This is a genomic window from Eubacterium sp. AM05-23 (assembly GCF_003477535.1).
GTDB classification, from domain to species: domain Bacteria; phylum Bacillota; class Clostridia; order Eubacteriales; family Eubacteriaceae; genus Eubacterium; species Eubacterium maltosivorans.
The window spans coordinates 22236-45140 of the sequence record NZ_QUDF01000021.1 but is presented as its reverse complement, the minus strand read 5'-3'; the positions used below and the strand labels follow the sequence as shown (position 1 = coordinate 45140).

Genomic DNA, 22905 nt, shown 5'->3' with positions numbered 1-22905 from the left:
TGCCGCAACGCTTTTGTAAACGGTGCACCCGAACAAAAAAGCGACGCCAGATTGTCAAAGAACCCTGATTAAAAAGAAAAATCAGGGTTCTTTTTATATAAACAAACGAAAAAGAAAAAAGAACAAAAAGCTTTTGCCTTCCAAAGGGCCAGCTTTTTGAGATTCATGGCAGCAACTTTAAGCCTGACCCAGTTGGTGACTGCCTTCAGACCTCTGTAAAGCGTATAACGCATCGCGTGTTTTTCCTTGGCATCGGCAAAAACCCGAGGGGTGGTTTGACTCCGAAGCGCATAGCTCGTCTTTCCAAGCGGGGAATGCCGGACATCCTCAGCTCTTTCAAGGTAATCTTCCCAGATATGCCGGTTAACTGTCTTTTCAAAGGTTTTGCTTTCCGTACACCGCCTGCGTTTTTCGTCCGGACACTGTTCACAGTTGAAGGGAATGCTTTTGTAGATTTGATAACCCTGCCGATTGGTGGTGCTGTAGTATAAGGTTTGATGGTTGGGACAGATGATCCAGTCGTTGTATGCATCATAAACGTATTCGTATTTTGGGTAAAAGCCTTTTTGGTCATGGGCCGTTTGTAGGGAAGGGACGGAATCCGGCCATCCTCAAAAATCTGTTTGGCGATCCAGGGTGTTTTATAGCCGGCGTCGGCTGTGATGACCTGGATCATGGGATAACGCGTGGTGACGCGTCGATAAAGGGCATCAAAGGCCTGACTGTCATGGACATTGCCGGGGGGGTAACGGTGACCTCCAGCACAAAGTTGTTTCGTTCACAGACGGTATGCGCGCTGTAGGCAAAGCACTGGCGGTGCTCGCCTTTGTGGAAAACGCCGCTTTCCGGATCGGTTGTTGATTCATTGACCACCCGGTCCTTTGGGGGGTTCGGACCGTTAAAGGGCTTTTTATCATGCTTTTCACGATCTTGATTGACTTCTTCAAACAACTGGGCTTCATAGGTTTTTGCCGCGCTGGGAATCGCTTTTTTGACTTTCTTTTTCAGATTGGCGTTGGCTTTGATATGGGTGGCGTCCACAAAGACCACTTCCGGTTTGAGATAGCCTGCGGCTTCCACTTCGGATAAAATCCAGGCGAAGAGCTGTTCGACCGTGGTTTCGGTAAAACGCTGCCGGAAGGCATAGCTGATGGTGGCAAAATGGGGGATGGGTTCATTCAAAGGAATGCCCATAAACCATCGGTAGGCGATGTTCATGTCAATGTCCCGAACCGTCTGACGCAGCGAAGGAATGCCATAAAGATGCTGAATAAAAACCATCTTAATCAGCACCACCGGGTCCACGCTGGGGCGTCCATTATCCGGACAATAAAGTCCTTCAACAAAGTCATAAACACGGGTAAAGTCAATGGCCTGATCAATGCACCGCAATAAGTGATCTTTTGGAACAAGGGTGTCCGTGTTCACCACTTCCACGACATCCCGTTTTAAATCGGCTTTTTTAAACATATGGGTTCCCTCCCATTTTTCTTTTAGTTTATCAAAAAAAGCCGACTTTTTAAAGTCGACTTTTTTGACAGCCTGACGCCGCTTAAAAGCAGCGCGCTGTTCTCTGATTCTGTGCTCTCGTGTGAGAGCACAGTGTTTGAGAACCTTTTTATATGATTTTAATTTTTTAGGATTTTTTACGTTTACGGATTAAGGCGGCTCCTGTAAGTCCGGCTGCGGCAAGCAATACCATCGCTCCCCATACTCCGGTTGTCTGCTCTGCCGCGATGCCGGTTCCGGCATTATTGCCTGTCTGGACAGCGGCTCCGATTTTATCGGCGGTTCCTGTACTGCCTGCTCCGCCATCACTGGCCTCTGGCTTTGTTTCTGGCGTTGGAGTTGGCGCTGGTTTATTAACTTCTTCTTCCAATTTTAATATCTGTGCCTCTGCGTCTTCCAGCGTTTTTAAAACATCGCTGCTGATATAGCCGCGCTGTGCTTCGGTCAGGCTGTTGTACGTTGCCCGAACGGCTTCCACGGCGCCCTTATCTGCCAGGGTGAGCTGGCTGGCCGGCGGCAGTGCCATAATCTGATCGGCGACGGTCTGGGCGGCCTGTTCGTCCTTTTCTGCCTCTTTGGCCGCGGTTACGGCACTATTAAGGGCATCGGCGGCTGCGCTGACGTCTGTCTGCGGCGCGGTCATTTCTGGCGCTATTTTCATGGCATTATCGTAAGCGGTTTTGACGGCTTCGTTCTTTAACAGGTCTTCTTTACTGCCGCTGTTAACTGCTGCCAGGGCTTTGGTCAGTTCGTCCTTATTGGAGATTTCAGCAACAATTTCGCCGCTGTTATAGTCTTCCCCGGTTAAATCCATGCCCGTTCCCCACAGGGTAAACTGGAAGCGTACCACGTCGCCGTCCTTTGGTTCATAGCTGGAAATGCCGTAGCCAGGGAACACGTTGTTGACGGCGTACATCCAACCAGACATACTGTTGTACGAGTGTTCGCCGAGGATGCTTTCTTCATAGGCATTGCCGTATTCTCTAGCATCTTCGGTGGTGGGAGCTAAAGCGCCGAGCTTGCTGATATAGTCGGGCACAATGACTTTGTCAACGCCGGCGTCGGCGCCTTTTATTCCTCTCATATAGGTGTCTTCGCCGAGGTAGTTTTCTTCGCCGATCACACGCTGCAGGATGGTGCGGGCGTTGTCTCCGTCATAGAAGGGTACTTTTACCGGTTCGACAAAGTAGCCCTGACCGATGGTAAAGCGTTCGATGTCAAAGGTCACATAGCCCTGGACAGTCTTCAACTCTTCCATTTTTTCGATGCAGGCGTTGAGCTTGCCGGTATTCTGCACCAGTGCTTTCTGGGTGTCGGTCAACGCGTCGTAGGCGGCCTTGGCGGCCTTGACGGCGTCTTTATCTGCGTCGTATACTAAGTCTTCCGGCTGCGGCAGGGCGATGATCAGGCCGTCGACTTTTGCCGCTGCTTCTTTATCGCCGCTGTCCTGAAGGGCTTTCAGGGCGGCTTCGCAGCCCACTAATTTCTGGTAATTCGTCACCTTTGCCTGGTCTTCTGGGCTCAGGGCATTGTATGCTATGCGGGCGGCCTCGATATTGGCTTTGTCGCTGTGCTGTACCTTGCTGGCTTCGGGCAGGGCATCGATTTTATCGATCACGCCCTGGAAGGTCTTTTCGGCGTCGATCTGTTCCTGGGTCACGGTGCTCTTGATGCAGAAAAGATTGGCGGAGTCGTTGACAAAGACGATGGATCCCTCTGGTGTGATGACAAAGTTGGAGGTGGTGAACTGGGGACTCATATTATTGGTCCAGATGGCTTCGATGGTGGCTGGATTGTCTGCTGTGTTGGCTGGGCTGTCTTTCCATACCATGATTTTATCCGGATTGTTTCCTGCATGGCCGTACAGGTAAACGGTCTGTGTGTCTCCGCTGTAGGACGTGGAGACGGTCCACCCGCCGGAGGGACTTGCCTGAGCGCCTTCCCCGACTCTAGCGGTGTAAATAAGTTGCATGGTCTGGGCGTCGACTACGCTGTTGCCAAGGTACAGGCGTCCGTTGTATAAAACGGGATTCTGTGCTCCTGCGTCACCGATATCAACGGATTTTACGTCGCCGAAGGTGCCGTCGTCATTGATGACAACCTTGTAGGTTTTTTTATTGTAGGTTGGATAATAGATGGATTTTGTGTTTTCGTCATAGACGATAGCGGTGCGGATATTGGTCATTATACCGTCATTGTTAAGCTTCTGGGTAATGACTGGCTTTTTCTGCTGAACGGAGGCAGCGATGTCGATCGAATAGATATAACCACTGTCGTTGGGGATGATCAGGTGATCGCCTACAATGGTGGCTCCTGCCCAGTAAAAGCTTGAGTTTCCGTCTTCTGCTTCTGTGTTGAGCACCCAGACGGCATCTTTTACTTCATTGGTTTTGGCCGGATCGTCGTCTTTGGTATCGAAGCAGTAGTAACCGCCCTGCCCGCTTGTTCCTGCGGTGGTGCCTGTGTAAACATAGCCGTCTTTATAAACAACGGGGCAGCTCCCCTGCACGGTGCTGACGCCGGAGTTTCCTGTCCAGAGCTGTCCCAGGTCATCGGCGTTAAAGGCCATGACGCCGTTGCCGGTGGGCACAAAGATCATGCCGTCGCCGTAGGCCAGCCAACCGGTATAGCCACCGCCCAAAACGCCGTTGCTCATTTTTGTCTTGGCGATCAGATTGCCGTCCATATCAAATTTGAAAAGATTGTCGTCACCTGCGGCGTAGATATTGTTGTTGACAACGATGGGATAAGACCATTTGCCCCAGCCTACCATGCCTGCGCCGGCGGTACTGATGGCATAATGCCAGCTTTTTTCAAGGTCGATCTCTTCTGAGGTGCGCGGCGCCAGCCCTGCTACGACGCGTATATTATTAAAATTGTAATGCGCGCTTCCCCACTGGGCGGTGTAGTTGGGCAGCTCGGTGGTTGCTTTGGCAAAGTTTAAGGTGTAGCTGCCACTGTTACTTACGCCCTCACGCTTTATTTTAATGCTGACTTTGTCTAAACTCTGTTCTGTGTTTAGCTTATGGGTATATTTTTCACCGGCTTCCACCCGCTGGTCATTGATTTCTATGTAGGCGCCCTTGTAAAATGGTGTGGCGGAAATCTTGATTTCCTGGCCTTCCTGCATGGTGAAATTGTAGATATGCACGGACGGGTCAAAGGTAAAGTCTTCCACCCCTTCGATGCTCAGCGCTTTTAACTGTGTACTTGCCTGAACGGTACAGTTTTCAAAGGTCTTTTTAATGGATGCGGTGCCGTAGCTGACTGTGCAGTAGACATCAACGCTGGTGTCTTCCTCCAGGGTTTCATTATGTGTCGCGACTTTTAGGTAATGGTTGTCGGAGGTGTCAAAGTCTAACAGCTCGGGCTTTGAGCAGCTCCATGTTTTTGTAGTCCCGAATTCACCGACTCCGCTGTTATCCACAACGAAATTATGCTGACCTGAAAAGACATTCTGCCCGTTTTTTAAAACGGTTGCGGCGGCGTCTTTTGCGACAATCGCCTCGTCGGACAGGGGGACTATCCAGCAGGAAACCTTGCGCACTGCTGTTTTTCCGTCCAGGATTCCAGTTATGGTCAGGGTAACGCTAGTTGTCGCATTTGGCTGTTTAACCATAATCAGCTTAAGCTTGCCGGTCTCTGAGGTATCGGTCTTTAACAGCTCGTTGTCGGACGATTCCCAGGTAAAGGTGGTTCCATTGGCTCCGGCAAAGAAATTTTTGTCGGTATATTCGGTATCGTCGTTCAGGCTTTCTTTGCCAGCCCATTTAATCGCATTGAGATCGCTGTTGATCTTCTGGATTGTTTCATCGATTACGATGGTTCCGGCAATATCCTTGGTCAGGGTTTCACCGCTGTTTTTAATGGTGGCGGTCAGCCGCACAGGGGTATTTTGTGTCAGTCCATCGGTATTGGCCTTGACCACCAGGTCGTCTCCAGATTTTTCAAAGCTGACGATGGGGCTCGACGCGCTCCAGCTGATTTCTGAACCGCCCTTGCCGGTTGAAAAATTGGTGAGGGTGGTACCGTCGGCGGTGATCTCCACGTTCCCTGATATTTTTTCATAGTCTGAGATCAGGTCTGCGGATTCTCTGACAATCACAGTTGATGTGTTGTGGGTGATGAGGCTTTTGCCATCGTCTCCTTTTTTATCCGCGCCAAAATAATAGGTGCCGGCTTCATTAAAGGCGGCTTTCAGCCCCAGCCCTGTTTTCTTGATTTCGCCGATCAGCGTGTAGTCCTTATCGGCCTCGGCGTCAACAAGCATGCCGTCGCTGGATACTTTTTTTACCCATGCTGTGGCTCCTGTCATATCGGCGCCGCCGCTTACGATGCTGATTGCTTTGTTAAAGCTGATCTTGGGCGCAACCGAGATCCCTTTAAAATTCATGGTCGTGCTTTTGCCCTTTTCAAGAACATAAACTGGCTTGTAGCCAATTTCATAATAAAATGAACTGGCTGTCTTATCCATTCCGTATATCTGCAGGTTTGTGCCAACCGGAATATCGGACATGGGATAGACTTTGTTGACATTTTCATCTCCCCGGAAGTAGTTGTCCAGAGCATAGATCCACTGGTTGTTTTCGCTTGGCGCACTGCCGCCGTCGTAACCTTCCAACTTTAACAAGTTGCCGTCTTCATCCACCTGGATGTACTGGCTCATTGTATCCTTTGCGGCGCCTTTGGTGTCGGTGTAGTACTGAATCAGCACGTGCAGCGGGGTGATGAAGCCTGGATCATCGTTTTTGACTTTGAGGCCTAAATCGCTGAATTTTCCGTATTCTACATACATCTGCTGGGGCGCGATCAATGTGTCGTCTGTCAGATCTGCGCTCAGCGTTACCAGCTGCGGCGCGATGCTGGTTTCCTGCGCGTGCACCTGCGGCATGAGGCCGAACAGCAGCAGACAGGTCATGACAAGGCTCAGTATTACAACTGATACCCTTTTTTGCTTAATACTCTCCATCATCTTCTCCTTGTTTTAATATTAGATCTATCTAAACCGGCATTGCCGGATTGTTGAATCAAAAATCCCATTAGAATAAAAAGACACTGATCCAGCAGTGCCTTTTTATCATGTATGAATGAGATGGGGAAGGTGGCTCCCCGTTACTGCGCTCTTTTAAAAGAGCGCAGGGGCTGAGAGCCTTTTACTTTTTATGTTTTACTGCATTGTGGCAAAAACAGTCAGAATTTTCTGCGTTTGCGGATTACCACTGCTCCGGTCAATCCGGCGACGGCGATGAGCGCTGCGCAGGCCCATACGCTAGCTGATGGATTACCCATGATACCGGTGTTGGTGTTGCTTCCTGCCGCGGTGCTGGCTGCACTTCCGCTGTTTCCGCCACTGTTTCCGCCATTTCCGCCACTATTGTCGCCACTTCCGCCATCTGGCGTGGTTGGTGCTGGTGTCGGTGTGGGGGTTGGTGTCGGCTGATTTTCTTCTTCTGTCAGCTGTGCGTCTGTCTTAATCGCATCCATAGCAGCCTTGGCATCGGCTACGGCCTTGTCAACGCCTGCTTTATCGGATGCGGCGTCAATGGCTTTTTTTCCGTCCTCAATGGCTTTTGCAAGCTCTGTTTTCTGAGCATCCCGGTAGTCTGCTGAATTTTTGTAAGTATCAAGACCTGCTTTGCTGGTTTCTTTGTAAGATCCTAATTCTTTTAAATCATCGACTGCTGTGATCGCGTCATTAAGGGCTGCCGCTGCCGCATCGGTATCGTTCTGGCTTAAGCCCATGTCCTGTGCGGCTTCTAAAGCTTTGTCATAAGCTGTCTTTACAGCCGTATTGGCAAGGAGCTCTTCCTTATCTTCACGGCCATTTAAGTTGGCCAGCGCCTTGGTAAGGTTGTCTTTATCGGCGATGGTAAAGGATTCATTGCTCTTCAGATCGCTCCCGTAAACCAGAGTAAACTGGAGGCGGATCACATCGCCGTCATTTGGCATGCGGTCATTGATGCCCACGTTTGGTGCTTTGTTATTGACAAAATAGTACCAGCCTGAGCCTTGATTGTAGTCAAATTCACCAAGATATTCATCGGGATTGCCAATTGCAAGGGCTTCCTCGGTGGTTGGTCCTCCATAGTATTTTGAAATATATTCTGGAATAGCTACTTTATCTGCCCCAAGATCAGCACCTTTTATGCCGCTGAGGTAGTTTGCCTGACCTAAAAAGTTGTCATTGCCAATCAATCTGCGGATAATATCGGAACAGCTATTGTCTTCTTTTAGCGCTACATTAACAGGTTCAATATAATAACCCTGTCCTAAAGTAAAACGTTCCACGCTGATGGTCACCTGGCCGATGACTGGCTTCAGGTCTTTGATCGTCATTTCGGCTTCGACCAGTGTTTTTACTGTTTCGTCGCTTACATAGGATTTTGCTTTTTTGCTAAGTCCGTCGTAGGCGTCTCTGGCAGCTTTTACATCATTTTCTTTATCCAGTGTGATTTCGCCCAGTGCATTGATCTGATCAGTCACTGCCTGTGCGGCTTCTTTCTCGGCTTGATATGAATCTTCTACAACGACTGCAACCACCGGCATTCTCATATTCTTGTAAAATTCCTGGCTTTGTTTGTTGGTCCAGAATACACCCTGTACGAGGGTGCCTCCCCATTCTTTATAAACACACCCGTCTGTCAGGTAATAGGTTCCTGGTTCGGTATTGTCTGGAATTGTAAAAGTTACTGTCCGGATCAGGTCTTCTTGGTCTTTGGCTTCTGCAGAGGTAACCTGGCTAAGGCCCGGTATGGTTGTGTTGTAGCGGGTCTGCATGGTGTGTACCGGATCTGCATCGGTAGCTGGTACTTCTAACTCTGGCAGGCTTAAGGTTACCTTTGTGCCTGGCTGAATTTTTTCTGGAGAGAGTTCATATTTTGTTAAATAAGGATTGGCCGATACGGTCACTTCACAGGTATCTTCTTTTCCGCCGGCTGAGGCCGTAATTGTCGCTTTACCTGCGCTTACAAATGTCACCGCGCCTTCTGCGTTCACAAGCACAACGTTTGGATCACTGCTGGTCCAGGTGACGGTTTTGTCGGTTGCATTTTCGGGCAGAACTGTTACTCGAAGACGGGACGACATCCCTGCCATCATCCCCATTACCTTGGGCAGCACGGATACGCTTTCAACGGGAATGACCGCTGGATTTTCATTTTCTGTTACGGTTACAGTGCAGGTGGCTTCTTTATCGCCAATGGCTGCCTTGATAACGGCCTGGCCGCTTTTTACAGCGGTCACCTCACCTTTGCTGTCAACGGTAGCCACTTCCGGCTGGCTGCTGGTCCAGGTAACGGTTTTTGTTGTGGCGTTTTCTGGCAGCACCGCAGCGGTAAGCTGTTCACTTTGTCCTTCTTCTAACTCCAGCTCAGTTTTATTCAATGTAATGCTTTCGACGGCAACACCGCTTCCAACGTTAATGGTAAAATCTGGCAGCATGGAGAAATAATCCTTAAGCGTTGGCGCATTGAGATTTGGTTCTCCGGAGCCTTCTGCTGTAATGTCAGCCCCTAGCTCAGAGCCCCACCATGCGCAGTAGATTCCCTCATCGCTGGTAAAGGTATAATCGCCATCTTTGTCAAAGGTGACGTCAAAATCATTGTTTGTCGCTAAATCCCATTGGCTGCATTGTCCTTTAAAGCTTTGTCCCAACTGTTCGCTTTTGTAGGACACATAGGTGGAATTTGAACCCATTTGCGGGTTATAAATGGTGGCCAGTTTGTAAACCGGCATGGTAATTCCTCTGAAGCTAATGTTGGCGGTATCCCCTGCTTTGATTGGCTGCCCGTCGTTGGTTTTATTCTTAACATTGACTTCAATAAAACGAGCGTCGATGACACGGTAGAAGGACTTAGTTTTTCCATCTGCGTCGGTTGCCACTACACCAATAATATTGCTTCTGTTTTCAAGATTGGCGGTATACTGATTGCCGTTCCCTTTGATTTCAATGCCGTTACAGGTTACTTTAACGCTTTCTGCACCGGTTGTATCTACAGTAAAGTCATAGGGTACGGTATCACCTTCATTGTAGTAGATGGTGTCATAGTGACGCCAGTTAGTCAGCTCGTCATTACAGGTGATGATCGCGGTTCCTTCTTCGCCAACGGTATAAACGGCATAGCCGGTATTGACTGTCGAAATCGGATCCCAATGCTGATTTTTATAATCTAAAGCATCATAGGTAACCTTTACGACGCTGGTACCTGGTTTTACAGCGGTAACCACTGCTTTTTCATCTGTTTTGGCGGTACTCAGCGAGACGCTGTCACCGGAGATGATTTCAAAATTAAACTGCGGACGGGCAACATCGTTTGTAATGGCATTTGTAATGATCTGCGGAACGCGCCAAGGTCTCAGGTTAGCTGTTTCCCCGACTTTCATGTCCTTTTGCTGGTATTGCAGCCAGACATCATTTTCAAAATCATCATAAATCTTTGCTTCGGTTTTATCGCCCAAGTATACGTCTGGTTCAACCGGCTGTTCGCTGCTGCCGACTACAATGGTAATGTCTGGCAATGTACCGAAATAGCCCTCGGTTTCTTTTTTGCCATCTCCGTTCAGGTCGGTTCCTGGACTCCATTGATTTGCTTTTTCAAAAATAGTACCACCAGTCAGATGATATGTGCCTTCGCTCAAGCCTTCAATAACCAGCTTGCTTAAATCCTTGTTGGAAGATGTTATCTTTGCTTTGCCAGGGATATCAGAATCGTATTGGATTTGTACGGTTCCACCTGAACCCGAATTCCATTCTCCTGAAATCGAATTGATTGGTGTGCTTAAATTTGTAAAGGCAACCGTTGCGATACCATCTGCAACACTTACATTGATGTCGGTTTTTTTATTTTTTAAGTCAACGGTTTCTGAGCCCGCTTTAAATTGACTCTCAGATATGAACTCAACTTTTTTTCCATTATAAGCGTATTCTGCTTGATCAGTATAATAATAGGTTTCATATTTATTGACAGACAGATCTTCGGTAGTAATTACAATGGCATCATCACTTGGCTTTTCAGCTCCGCCTGGTTCTTCGGTGCTGTCCCCAACTACAAGTGTAATGTCTGGCATTGTCCCAAAATAACCTTCGGTTTCTTTGTTACCATCACCATCCAAATCAATTCCGGGGCTCCATTCATTTGCTTTTTCAAAAATAGTACCGCCGGTCAGGTGATAGGTGCCCTCGCTTAGTCCTGAAATTACCAATTGATCCATTTTCATATTGGCGGATTCTACCTTCGCCTGACCGGGAATATCCGAATTGTACTGGATTTTGGCTTCTCCAGCGTAACTGGAATTCCACGCTCCAGAAACCTGAGAAATCGGGATTGTTACATTTGTAAAACTGACGGTCGCGGTATCTCCATCAACACTCACGTCAATGTCGGTCTGTTTGTTTTTCAGGTCATAGGTCTGACCGCCAGCCTCGATCTGGGTTTCAGACACAAAGGTGACCACATCTCCATTATAGGTATATTGTCTGTCACTTGTGTAATAATAGGTTTCATATTGATTGGCTGCCATATTTTCAGCGGTGATCGCTGAGCTATCCTGAGCAGCGGCATAGGTCGGCTTTGTAAACGGCACAAAGGTTGAAAGCACCATCGCGACCATGAGCAAAACACTGAGACAGCGTTTTGCCAGACTGCTTTTATAATTTTCCATTTTTATTCCTCTCTAAGTCGTGAATTCTTATCGGCCATAGCAATAAAACATTGCAAAAAACACTTAGTTCGAATATAATAGAACTGTCTTCACAGACATGACAGCTGTTGCTGTCCGCCGGATGAATCTGCCAATTCATTCGGCCTTTTCTTTATATCCGTTTAGCTTTCTCGTAATTTTTCCAGTACACCTCCTTTCATTCTTTTTTATCTTGGATGTGTTATCCAAATAAAAAAGCTCTGCGGCAACTTACCGAAGAGCTCTTGAAAACATAGAAATCCCCCTGCGCGCGAAATAAATAGCTCCAAAAACCGGGAGCCTCTTTCTCTTACAGGTGTCTGACTTACCGGGTAATACCGGAATACAGCAGCGGATTCTGTTGGGGATTCTCACCCCATTTCCCTCATCATTCAATTTTTAACACTAAAAAAGCTTTCCCTACGGAAAGCTCATAAATCTTCAAAGCATTTCCACACGAAATTCCCAAAGCAAGTTCCTGACTTTCACAGTAGCGGTGGAGCTGTCAATGGTCATGCCATTTTCTTCCTTGTGCCTTTGGGTCAATTATTTTTCTGTCAGATGAATTGTATCCAATAATCTTTTATATGCTTTATTATATCGAATCTTACGTCTAAAATCAAGCTAAATGTTCACAAAATCAAAATGTCTCTCAACATCTTTAAATGCACTTATATCGATTCAACGGTTTGCCTATAATATTGCGCCTATTTTATCGGGATAAACACCTGAATAATTTTTCCCCTGTAATATTCAAAGCACAGCTTGTTCTCTTCAAAGATTATTTTTCTTTCCTCGAGCCATTCTGTGAAAATGAACTGCCACATTTTTCGTACGGATGCTGCCAGCTGAGTGGTTGAAAAAGGTTCAGGCGACTCAATCGAAAAAGTTGCATACTTCGCATCTGGTAAAATAAGTTCTTTAAATCCTCTGGGCATTGGCTCATTCCTATTTGAAACAATCCCATAAAAATAGGACAGCTCCCCGCTTGTTTCATTTGGATTTACCCAAACTCCAATCTCCCCACGATGGGCAAACTGGTTATGATAATCCGCATACTGGCTAAAGTCGATATTTGACCAGTAAGCGCCATCCTTACAATAATTAAGCGCATCAACCCCTGTCGGTGCATACTCATACCCAATAAGCCTGATTTTCCTGCTTTCCATAATCTGCGGCTGCATAGACTGGTTCCCTCCTTGTTTTAACTTACGATAACGGGTTGCACTCAGTCCAAAATGTCGCTGAAACGCTTTTGCAAATCCTGCTTGTGTCTCAAATCCGGCGTCCTGCCCTGCCCGCGCGATGGACTCGCCTTGTTCAATCGCTTGAGCTGCTTTCTCCAGACGCAATATTCGAATATAGACACCGGGCGGTACACCAAAATAGGCTCTGAACATATGTGCAAAATGATAAAATGAATAGCCGAATTTTTCTGATAAATACTCAGCGGTTAACGGCTCGTTTAAATGCGCTTCAATGTATCGGCGGCATTCTTCCATTGTTTTCTGGCTGTTCATATTTCATCATCCTTGTCTATAGTATAACATCATTAAGAAACATTTACTTTTCCATTCTTGCTGACTTTTCATATAATGCGTTTTTTATCTCACGATTCCTTTTCCACAAAAAGGACAGCTGCTGTTTCCGCTTGGAATGATTTCACAGCATTCGATGCAAATTCTCGGCGTTCCTGGGTCCCGTTTTTTTTTACTGGGAACGGCATATCCCGCATGATGTACTACTTTTTCTCCTATTTCAAAATAATCCAAAAGATTTATGCTCACTGGTCCTCTGTAAATATAGCTCTTGGTAGAAAACACTGATTTTATGACAAACGTATGGCAAACCTTCTTTTTTCCATATTCATCAACGATCATCTCTCTCTTAATGTCCTCGAGCCTTCCGCTAAAGGTTCTATCATTTACAGAACTTACGATTCCTTCATCATTTCTTCGTCTCATTGCTGGCATTTTACCCCTTTACTCCTTGTCTCATTTTTACTGCGCCAATCATAAAAATAAAAAAAGCTCCTGTTTACACTTGACCAGTGCAAAACAGAAACTCTAACTCGCTGTAGAACGTTCGCTTTCTTATCTTGTTCTCAGAACCCGACTCGTCACTGAAAATGACACACGGTAGCGCGACTATTCAGGATTCTCACCTGATTTCCCTCGAACAAGCTTTTAACTTTACTTAATTTTATTTTAACACGCTTATTTTATTAACGCAAGCCTTAACTTAAGAAAAAACAGATACTGCTTTTCACAGTACCTGTTTTAAATCGTATTTTTGCTTATTGTTCTTTATGTTTTCGGCTTATCGCAATGCCGCCCAGACCAATAAGAGCCAACATAGCCACACAGATAAGCACACTGTTTGCAGTATCTTCTACAATGCCTGTCGCAACGTTCTTACCTGTGGCTTCCACATTATTTTTGGCCTGCTCGCCATCTGCTTTTTGGGGATCCTCACCCTGGCTTTTTACTGCTAACGCCAATTGCGCATTTTTCAAAGCGGTCATAACTTCATGGATCTGCGCTTCGGTTGCGTTGGGATCGCTGTACACTGCCTTTGCGGCCTTCAATGCTTTGTTGAAAGCTTCGACGCTGGCTTTGGTATATTGATCGGTGTTAACTTTTTCTGCCTCTGCAATCATATTTTTCAGTTCAGTTTTATCACCTGCGGCTACAAGAGCTTTCATAGTGCGGTCAAGCTCTGCCTTAGCTGTTTCCACAAGGTTTTGTTCTTCCGCTTTGATGTTCTGATTGTCCATCAGTCTTCTGGCGGCTTCCCGTGCTTTAACAAATGGCTGCCAGGTTTCTTCTGTATAGGTGCCTGTCAGCGCTTCTGCTTTTTCCAGGCTTTCTGCCAGGCCTGTTTTATCGGCTGCGGGAACCAGTGTCTTGATGCTATCGGACAGTTCTTTTGACATTTTCTGCATCGTGTCTACGTCAGCTGTCTGAGTATCCAGAGCTTCTGCCCTGCCTAAGATGGTATTTACAGCCTCTCTGCTGTCTTGAGTGTAATTTTCTGACAACACTTTCTTAGTTTCCTGGATTTTTGTATTCAGATCTTTTTCAGCATTTTCAAGGGCTTCTATCTCAATTTTAGCGGCTTCTAAATGAGAAAGGCTGAGGACAGATGCCCGTTGTTCCTCTGGCATTTTTTGATATTTTTCAAGAAGTGCGTTGAGCGCGTCCCTGTCCTGAAGACGAACGGCTTCATAATCCGCAAACCGATCTTCGGCCTCCTGTTCGAATTTTTCTACGGCTTTAACTGTATCAACCCAACTGGTATCACCCTTTTGGGTCGCTTCGATATTTTCAACGACTTTATCGGTCGCTTCCTGGCTGAGTGTCATGTCTTCAATGGCTCTGAGCGCACGGTCATAGGCCAGTTTAAGTGCTTCGCTGTCTACGGTGTTTTCATTTAAAGCGGTGGTCTGTGGCGTATTCAGCGCCGCTGCCGCTGCGATGAGCGCATCCTTATTGGCGATGGAGACCAGAGGCTCGGAGCTTCCGTAGTCCTTGCCGCTTAAATCTTTTCCATAACCACAGTAAGTAAACATCAGACGCATGGTATCGCCATTTTCAGGCTGATAGGCGGCAATCCCGTAAGGCATCTCAACATTATTGACGTAGTACATCCAGCCGCTTTCCTGGCTGTATGAGAACTGGCCGAGGGCATTGTCTTCATATTCGTTGCCAAACGATTTGGCCGCATTCGTATCTGCGCCGTTCAGCTTTTGAACAATATAGGCTGGAATCTTAATTTTATCGCTTCCTGCGTCTGCACCTTTGATGGCTTCCAGATAGGTATCCTGCCCTACAAAGTTTTCTGCACCAATGGCGCGTTTAATAATATCTGCACCATTTTCATCCGCATAGAAGGGAATCTGCACAGGCTCTGTATAGAAGCCTTGTCCGATGGTAAAGCGTTCAACGTCAAAGTTTACATAGCCTTTCAGCGGTGCCAATGCCTTAACAGCTGCTTCGGCGTCGCTGAGAACTTTTAGGGTTTCCGGTGTAACGTATGCTTTTTGGGCTTTTGTCAATTTGTTGTAGGCCTGACGCGCTGCATCTACGGCTGCTTTCTGGTCATAGCTGGTAATTTCACCGATAGCCAGTATTTGGTCGGTCACTGCCTGGGCAGCTTTTTTGTCTTTGTTTTCATCCGGGTCGACTGGTGGATCAACCGGTTCTTGTTTTCCAACATCGGTTAAATCATACAGGCTGTTTTCATCGCTGACAAAGCGGTCATAGGCTTCTAACGCATAGGTTACCTGCTGAGAGGACATGAGCTTAACATTGTCTGGCTCGTCCTGATTAGCGGCATAGGTTTTAAATCCACCGCTTTCCAACTTAAAACTGTCAAGGTTTGTGATCAGATTTTTTTTGCCGAAGGTAAAACCATTTGCTTCGCTTAACGGGTCTATTTTTGCAACAGAAAGCAGGGTTAGTACCTGCGCGCCTGTACATCCATTTTCAGATCCGCCTTCCACAAAGCCACAATTCGAGGTCATCTTTGCCTTGATATAGGATAGTCCTTTATCAAAAGCGGCCTGTACCTCTGTGTGCGCTGCATCATTATATGGCGCCAAGGCCTGGAGAACCATGGCGGTCATGTCAATACTGTCGCCGTTCCCTTCCTTGCTAAGACCAAAGCCGCCGGTTTCTTTCTGGAATTCAAGCAGCTCACTGATGAGCTGATCGCGGTTCCAGAGTGCTCCCTCTGGCGTTTCATACTTCTGGCTGTCCAGCGCGATGAGCGACCAGCTGACCTGGTTGGAGGACTGGGTTGACAGACTGGCGTCATTATAAGTTTTTTCAATGAGATTGACGCCGCCAATGTCGGTTGGATCTTTTCCCATTACGCTTAAGGTTAAAACAACGCGGGCACGGTCGGTGGGCGCTGCTTTATCAAAGAAGCCGGCGGCAGCCTTTTCTTCTACTGCTGCGCAATAGGCGTCTTTATCTTCCTGGGCGATGGTTCCACCAGAACGCAGTGTGGTAAAAATGCTCCATTCATCACCATATGCATTTTTACTGATGCTGTCGCCTTCCAGGTATTGCTGTCCATGAATCAGGTCATCCTTTGCCATTTTAGCATAATCGATAGTTTCGCCAGTACCTTCTTCGTTAACCGTCACGGTAAAGGTAACTGCCTCAGCACCGCCGGTTGTATCCAAGGGCGTCCCGGTAACGGTCACCTTACCTGCCTTTTTAGCCGTCAGAACGTGTTCAACTTTCACACGTTTCCAGTCATCTTCTCTCTGGATTACGCTATCGACCACATCCACGATACCGTCTTCGCTGTAGGTCCAGTTAAAACGCTGCTCTGTCGCTTCTTCTGGTTTACAGTTCAGGTCAAGCTTAAGGTCCTGATATTTTTCAATTTCAATGGTCTTATCCATTCTGGCAGACTCCAGAGGCGTTTTATAACGGAATTCCACGGTGACAGTCTGCTTTTGAGTCGGGTTATCCTTACTGGTGACCACAAAGGAGGCGCTGCCTGCTTTTTTGGGGACAATACCATTGGCAAACATTACCATGTATTCGGCGACATCTGGGTTAAGCGCCTTCCATTCGACTTCCTTATTCGACGCGTTTTCCGGAGATGTGGTTATTTTATAAGGATCATCACTGTGTTCGGTAATGCCGACATAATAACCACCGAGTCCGTTCCACTCGTCAATGTACCAGACTTCCGGTACTTTAACATCAATGCTCTCAACGTTGACTTTTTCGGAGGTTGCCCGGAAGCTCGCGCTTACCGCTTCATTGTCAATCATTTTAACGGTAAAGTCCGAAGTACCCGGCTTACCGAATAAAAAGGTTCCATCTGAAGATATGGAAGCAATGCTTTCGCTACTGCTGCCTTGATAGCTTTGCTTGGGCATTACTGTTTCACTGCTCTCTCCTGCCCTGCGTCCCCTTACCTCAACCTGTTTTGCCTCACTGCCTGCAAGGGTAACCGGTTTTTCTAAAGATACCTGCTTGTTGTCTACATAAAGAGATAAAGTTTCAATACCTGACGAAATAGCATTGATTTTAAAGCTCTTGATAACGTCCGGGGAATCGTCCCATCGAGTATCTCCATCAATGACACGGGCTTCGACAGTTCTTGTCCCATGCGGATTATACTGGCCGGATTCGGACGATATCCAGACGTATGTACCTATTGTTCCGTCATTATTATATTCTTCGGAACAATTCCAGAAAGCTTTTTTATCACTGCCTTCCAACACAAAGTTGCCTTCGTCCAGTGCGGTTAACGTAAAGCTGCCCGTTTCATCCATTTCCTGAATACGTCCATCTTTATAGCGAAAATAAACCGACGGTCCTGTCGCTGCGGCACGCGCTGTAACGGTAACCTCACAGACGGCTTCCTTTTCACCTGCTGCCGCTTTGATTTTTACCTTGCCGGCTTTCTGTCCAACCACACGGCCTGTATCGGATACACTGGCGATCGAAGCGTCCTCGCTGCTCCAGATTACTTTATCGGTTGTATCTTCTGGTGTAACCTCTGCGGTTAAATCAACATACGTGCCTTCTTTCACCTCTGCCTTATTCTGGCTCAGGGTAATACTGTCAGCGGGAATAATGATCTTTGGCTCTACTGTAATATCCGCTGTGGCTGTAATCTCACCCGCTGTGGCTGTAATTTGGACTTTGCCTTCTTTCTGTCCGGTCACAACGCCGTCTTCGTCTACCGTGGCAATGCTTTCGTCACTACTGGACCAACGCACCTGATCAGTGGTATTTTCCGGCTCGGCATCAGCCTGCAGTTTTACTGAGCTTTCTACCCGCACGGTTGCCTTATCCGGTGTAATCTTGACGGATGTTGCGGGCACAATTTCTGGTGGCACATCCGGCTCTGGGTAATCGACAAAGGCTTTTCTTAAATTCATATACACCGTATCTACTGCTGCCTGATCCGAATTGGTATCTTTGATATGATCAAGTGCGGTGTCGTATAATCCCTGCTTTTCATCTGAGTCAATCACAGACTTATCAGCATTTATTTCAGCAGTTTTAAGAATTAGCTTGTCTTTGTTCACACTTAAAGAGCCATCGCTTAGCCCGATATCACTGCCTCCGTCTTTGCTAAAAATAACGCGGACGGTTCTTCCTGGCTGCGGTTTTTCCTTTGAAAATGCTGTACATTCTTTTTCATTTTTATTGAGAATAAAGGTAAGCCATGCGGAACCTTCACCCAGGCTTCCATTGTCAATCGTGCCTCCATCTTTTGATGGCACTGACTTAACAATAGTATTATATTTTGAGTCATATCCAGTTTTTGCTTTTTCACCATCCAGCCCGGCTATTGTAAGGGCTTTTTTTAATGCTCCAAAAATTGTGTAGGTGATATCTTTGTCGTTATCATCTTTAAATGAAACCAGTGTTGGCTCAATGACCAGCTCACCATTACTCTCTACCGATACCGCCGCGCTCGTTAAATTGGTATCCACTTCAGGGAGAACCACAATCACCGCGTAAGCCTTTAAACCATCAGCTTCGGCGGTAATCGTCGCATTTCCTTCCGCTTTTGCGGTCACAAGCCCCTGTGTATCGACTGAGGCAACAGACTCGTCACTGCTGAACCAGGTGACTTTTTTTGCGCCATCGGCTTTCAGCTGCACTGTTTCCCCTGGAAGCAAAGCTGTTTTTTCTGGTGAGACGCTTATTTCACCCGGTTCTGGATCCGGACTTGGTTCTGGCGTTTCTCCGCCTTGAAAAAGTTCCTCAAGCTTTGCCAAAGCGTTATCTACTTGCGTCTGAGTGCTGCTTAAAGCTTTCAGCACATTTCCGGCGTCACGGTAGACCACAAACAAAGGGTTCATTGGCATTGGCGGTCCAATTTGATCGCTCGAAATTCCAGCATATTTAACCATCAGAGCGTCCTTTTTCACATTCAGCGTATCGTTTGACATTCCGATGTCTGCGCCGCCGTCAACGGTATAGATTAAACGGATGACATCCCCGCCTTTTACATGGACAAAGCCCGGCTCCGGTGCACGTTCAGAATTAACAAAGCATACCCAATTTGATGCGGCTCCTTTATCACCATCGCTCAACATTCCTGAACTTTCAGATGGATCTTTAACTCCTGTAATTTTGTAGTTAATCTCATCGTCAAGACCTTCCTGGATACTATCTTCTCCATAAGCTTTTTTTATAAACAGCTTTGCATTTTTACCGTCTACATCCGACGGCATAATCTGCGTCGGATTTAGCAGTGTTCCATTATCTGCATCTACCGTCTGTTTTTCAATTGATACTACAACAGCTTCCTCCCCTGCCGTTTCATCTGCCGCGAAGGCTTTATGAAACGGTGTGCAGGTAGATAAAACCATTGCCACAATCAGCATAATACTGAGCCAGCGCTTCACGGCGCTGTTTTTGTATGTTTCCATTCTTACTTTTCCTTTCTTTTACATCATTTTAAAAAATACGTTTGTTTCCATCTCACTACCTACCTTGTTTTACCTCCTCTTTTTACTTTATTGAAACTGCTTTTTTACAGTAACAAACAAAAAAACCTCTCCGGCTGGTTATGCCGAAAAGGTTTTGCGGAAATAAAAAAGAGATCACTTCACCTAAACAGCATAACCATGTTTCTGCCAAGCATGGTATGTTATCAGGTGTCTGACTGACCGGTAAACCGGAACACAGAAGTGGCTCTGTTGGAGATTTACACCCCATTTCCCTACTTTATATTTCATTAAAAAAGGAGGTTTCCACTCCTATTGGTGGAAACCTCCTGTACAGGTCGATTTTGTTTCCACACGAAACTTCCAAAACAAGTTCCTGACTTTCACAGTAGCGGTGGAGCTGTGGGATTTCCTCTTCCTATTACGTTTTGGTATTATTTAATATCCTCATTATAATTGATTTGGTATGCTGTTGCAAGTCATTTTTGCCTTTTGTCCGCATATAGAAGACATTCACTTAAAACGATCATATTATATCTGATTTATGACAAAAAGAAAGCCAACTCTTTTAAGAGCTGGCTTTTCCTCTAAAATTTATTGATTTTTCCGACCGAATACTGCAAGATCAACAGTGCGTCATTGGAAGTCACCTTTTTGTCGTTATCAACATCTGCCGCCAAAGTCTGTTTTTCTGTTAATGTAGTCTTTCCTACAGAAGCCTGAAGCGCCATTAAAGCGTCAGAGGATGTGATATGATCGTCACTGTTTACATCACCCAATACGTAATCTGGCTGATCGATATGCCCGGTTAAGGCCATCATTCGGCCATTGTCATTGTGATAGTAAATGGTGCCCTGCTGATCGCAGACCAGGCTGGCGGTCGTATTGTTATTATCCGCCTCTGGCACTTCCGCCGGGGTGTAGATGATCTGCATCTTTGGTGTTTTATTGATGGCATTATCTTCGATCCGGGCTATCTGTCCCTTTTCGTTGTTGAGCGTAATATACAGGTAGACTGTCTGGTTGTTTTCTTCTGTGGCATAGGCCGTGGTCAACAGCGGCGATGCCTTAGAACAGCCCGGCATTTCGATGTCATAGATTAAGGACAAATCGTCGCTGTTAAACACTGAAACATTGCTTAGATTATCACTATAAAACTGCTTACCCATCGGCACATAAACCCTGCCGTTATAAACCATCGGGTTACAGGTGGAAGGATAATCCAATTCTGCCTTATTTTTTGTGGTAAACCGGCCGTTTTCATCACACCCGACTTTATACACTGCCCCCTCATCGCTGCCGTCCGCGAAATCTCCGGCGCCTGCCGTAAAGTAAAGGTTCCCGCTGTTGTCCTGAACGATGCAGCTGCGGATCATGCCGCCGGTCTGATAGCTGTCGATGATTTCACCCGTTTCACGGTTCGCAGAGTACAAAACACCGGAATCGCCGCCGTAGATTACCGCGTTGCCAACAGTGGTAGCGCCGCTCCAGTAAAAGCCAGTTTCATCTGTACTTTCCCATTTTGTCGGCATAACCGGCACATCGCCAAAAATTTTGACCGGTTCACTTTTTTCCCCGCTCGCTGGGTGTGTTTCTGCATTGGTATCGACACAGAAAAACTTACCCAGTGTCCTGGTGCCCGTCTTTCCCCAATAGCCGGTATACAAATAACCATCCTGATAGGTGACCTGGCAAAGCGTCTGTGTTGAATTTACTACCTCGGTACACCATAGGGGTTCCATTGTTTCAGCGTCGAAGGCCTCGATCAAACCAGCCGTTACTGGTACAAAAATTTTTCCGTCACCGTAGGTCAGCCTTGAAAAGAACCCCATGGATTGTTCCCCGATCAGCGGAGCCTGCTTTATGATTTTTCCGGTTTCCCGGTCGATCTGGTTTAGATTTTTTGCAGCCACCACATACAGCTTATCACCCACTATAATCGGTTCTGACGGAGCTGCCTGCACGTATTTGTCGCCGTAAAAATTGATGGACCACTTTTCGCTTAGCTGGTCATTGCCGATGGGCAGCCGTGTGTCCACAATGGCCATGTTGGAATTGTCTTTACGGAAGGTCGGCCAGAATGCCTCCTGTCCTGCCGCCATCGCGGCTCCGCTGCTGCCGAGAAGCAGGGCTGCTGTCAGTAGCCCGCTCACAATTTGTTTAAATTTCATCTCTTTCTCCTTTACCACATACTGTTGTCGCCAACATCTTTACCCAGATCACAGGTGTAAACCCAATTGATCACATCGCCGTTTGCCACGGTATATTTGCTGCATCCATAATTCGGGAACCAGCCGTTAACATTGTACATCCATCCGGACAGCTCGCCGCCGTCAAATTCGTAGAGCTGGTTGATTCCTTCAACATAGGCTGAGCTGTAGGCAGGTGTCCAGCTGGATTCCATCTGAATACCATTTTCACGGCATACACGCTGCAGGACATCGTGAACGCTTTCTCCTTCGTTAAAGCTTACTTTTGTCGGTCTCAGAATCCACCCATCTGATGGCACAAACTCTTCTTTACCCGGGGTCAGTCTACCCATATTGGCCAGCAGGGTTGAACAATTGATGGAGATGGTACAGGTATTGCCGCTGCCGCCGGAATTGTCGACAACCTGACCTCCGTCATTTCCGCCGCCTGCTGGGGTACTTGGTTCCGGCGCAATGGTTTTACCGCCGACAATATAGTAGTCCCCGCCTGTTTCAATAATATTGACAGTCAGCTTGGTGGTTTCTGACTCATTGTCAAAAACGGCATTGCTCATTTTTGCGACAGAATCGCCGTTTTGTTTGCAGAGCACAGCAGTATCCGCATCCCATTTTTCCGGCAGCGTGATGGTAAGCTGCGGAACGGTGATCAGGCCCTTGTTTCCTGCCAGATTAATGCCGAGACCATATTCTGCACCGCCAGCCGCTGCTTTTACCGCGTTCAGACTATCGCCCTCTGTGATAAAGTCAACTTTGATATTCTGGTCTACCGGGTTCTGGATACCTTTTCCGTTAAAGGTCCACTCATACTTAATACCACCCATATTTTCCCCGGTAAAAGTAACGGTCCGGTCTTTACCGGCAATGGATCTGAACTGTGCTTCTGTTACCACGCCGCTTACGGGTACAGGCTGGGTATCTGCCAGTTCGACAACCTCGCCGTTTGAACCCTCGTCTGATCCTTCACCAGTCAAAGCACTCAATGGATCATCACACCCTGCAAAAATCAGCATCGCTGACAAGAGCAAAGTTGTGGCCAAAAGTCCTTTTCGCCATTTTTTTCTCATACTTCTC

The 22905-nt window shown here is 46.9% G+C and carries 7 protein-coding genes, 1 pseudogene and 2 riboswitches; all 8 genes and pseudogenes read right to left on the bottom strand.

All coding sequences use genetic code 11. The features are described from left to right. Positions 1-68 precede the first annotated feature (68 nt). A pseudogene (locus DW091_RS19355) lies at positions 69-1470 on the bottom strand (IS1182 family transposase). 166 nt (positions 1471-1636) lie between these two features. Further along, a complete protein-coding gene (locus DW091_RS19350; protein WP_118519041.1) occupies positions 1637-6481 on the bottom strand; it encodes a DUF4430 domain-containing protein in 4845 nt (1614 codons plus the stop codon). Between the two features lie 218 nt (positions 6482-6699). Further along, a complete protein-coding gene (locus DW091_RS20770; RefSeq protein ID WP_118519040.1) occupies positions 6700-11169 on the bottom strand; it encodes an Ig-like domain-containing protein in 4470 nt (1489 codons plus the stop codon). 311 nt (positions 11170-11480) lie between these two features. Then, a riboswitch (cobalamin riboswitch) is annotated at positions 11481-11617 on the bottom strand. Positions 11618-11894: 277 nt separating this feature from the next. Further along, positions 11895-12707: an AraC family transcriptional regulator gene (locus tag DW091_RS19340; RefSeq protein WP_118519039.1), complete on the bottom strand. Its 813-nt coding sequence runs from the start codon at positions 12705-12707 to the stop codon at positions 11895-11897. Positions 12708-12791: 84 nt separating this feature from the next. Beyond that, the gene (locus DW091_RS19335; RefSeq protein ID WP_118519038.1) at positions 12792-13160 is read right to left on the bottom strand and encodes a hypothetical protein; all 369 of its coding nucleotides are present in this window, start codon (positions 13158-13160) and stop codon (positions 12792-12794) included. An 80-nt stretch (positions 13161-13240) separates the two neighbouring features. Beyond that, a riboswitch (adenosylcobalamin (AdoCbl) riboswitch) is annotated at positions 13241-13385 on the bottom strand. Between the two features lie 98 nt (positions 13386-13483). Next, positions 13484-19606, bottom strand: coding sequence for an Ig-like domain-containing protein (locus DW091_RS19330; protein WP_118519037.1), 6123 nt, complete (start codon positions 19604-19606; stop codon positions 13484-13486). 605 nt (positions 19607-20211) lie between these two features. After that, on the bottom strand, positions 20212-21795 hold the full coding sequence (locus DW091_RS19325; RefSeq protein WP_118519036.1) for a dockerin type I domain-containing protein: 1584 nt from the start codon (positions 21793-21795) through the stop codon (positions 20212-20214). 11 nt (positions 21796-21806) lie between these two features. After that, on the bottom strand, positions 21807-22898 hold the full coding sequence (locus DW091_RS19320; protein ID WP_224168852.1) for a DUF4430 domain-containing protein: 1092 nt from the start codon (positions 22896-22898) through the stop codon (positions 21807-21809). Positions 22899-22905: the final 7 nt, after the last annotated feature.

Excerpts from the sequence above, each read along its gene's own strand:
- DW091_RS19350 (WP_118519041.1), bottom strand. The coding sequence starts at position 6,481 with ATGATGGAGAGTATTAAGCAAAAAAGGGTATCAGTTGTAATACTGAGC.
- DW091_RS20770 (WP_118519040.1), bottom strand. The coding sequence starts at position 11,169 with ATGGAAAATTATAAAAGCAGTCTGGCAAAACGCTGTCTCAGTGTTTTG.
- DW091_RS19340 (WP_118519039.1), bottom strand. The coding sequence starts at position 12,707 with ATGAACAGCCAGAAAACAATGGAAGAATGCCGCCGATACATTGAAGCG.
- DW091_RS19335 (WP_118519038.1), bottom strand. The coding sequence starts at position 13,160 with ATGCCAGCAATGAGACGAAGAAATGATGAAGGAATCGTAAGTTCTGTA.
- DW091_RS19330 (WP_118519037.1), bottom strand. The coding sequence starts at position 19,606 with ATGGAAACATACAAAAACAGCGCCGTGAAGCGCTGGCTCAGTATTATG.
- DW091_RS19325 (WP_118519036.1), bottom strand. The coding sequence starts at position 21,795 with ATGAAATTTAAACAAATTGTGAGCGGGCTACTGACAGCAGCCCTGCTT.
- DW091_RS19320 (WP_224168852.1), bottom strand. The coding sequence starts at position 22,898 with ATGAGAAAAAAATGGCGAAAAGGACTTTTGGCCACAACTTTGCTCTTG.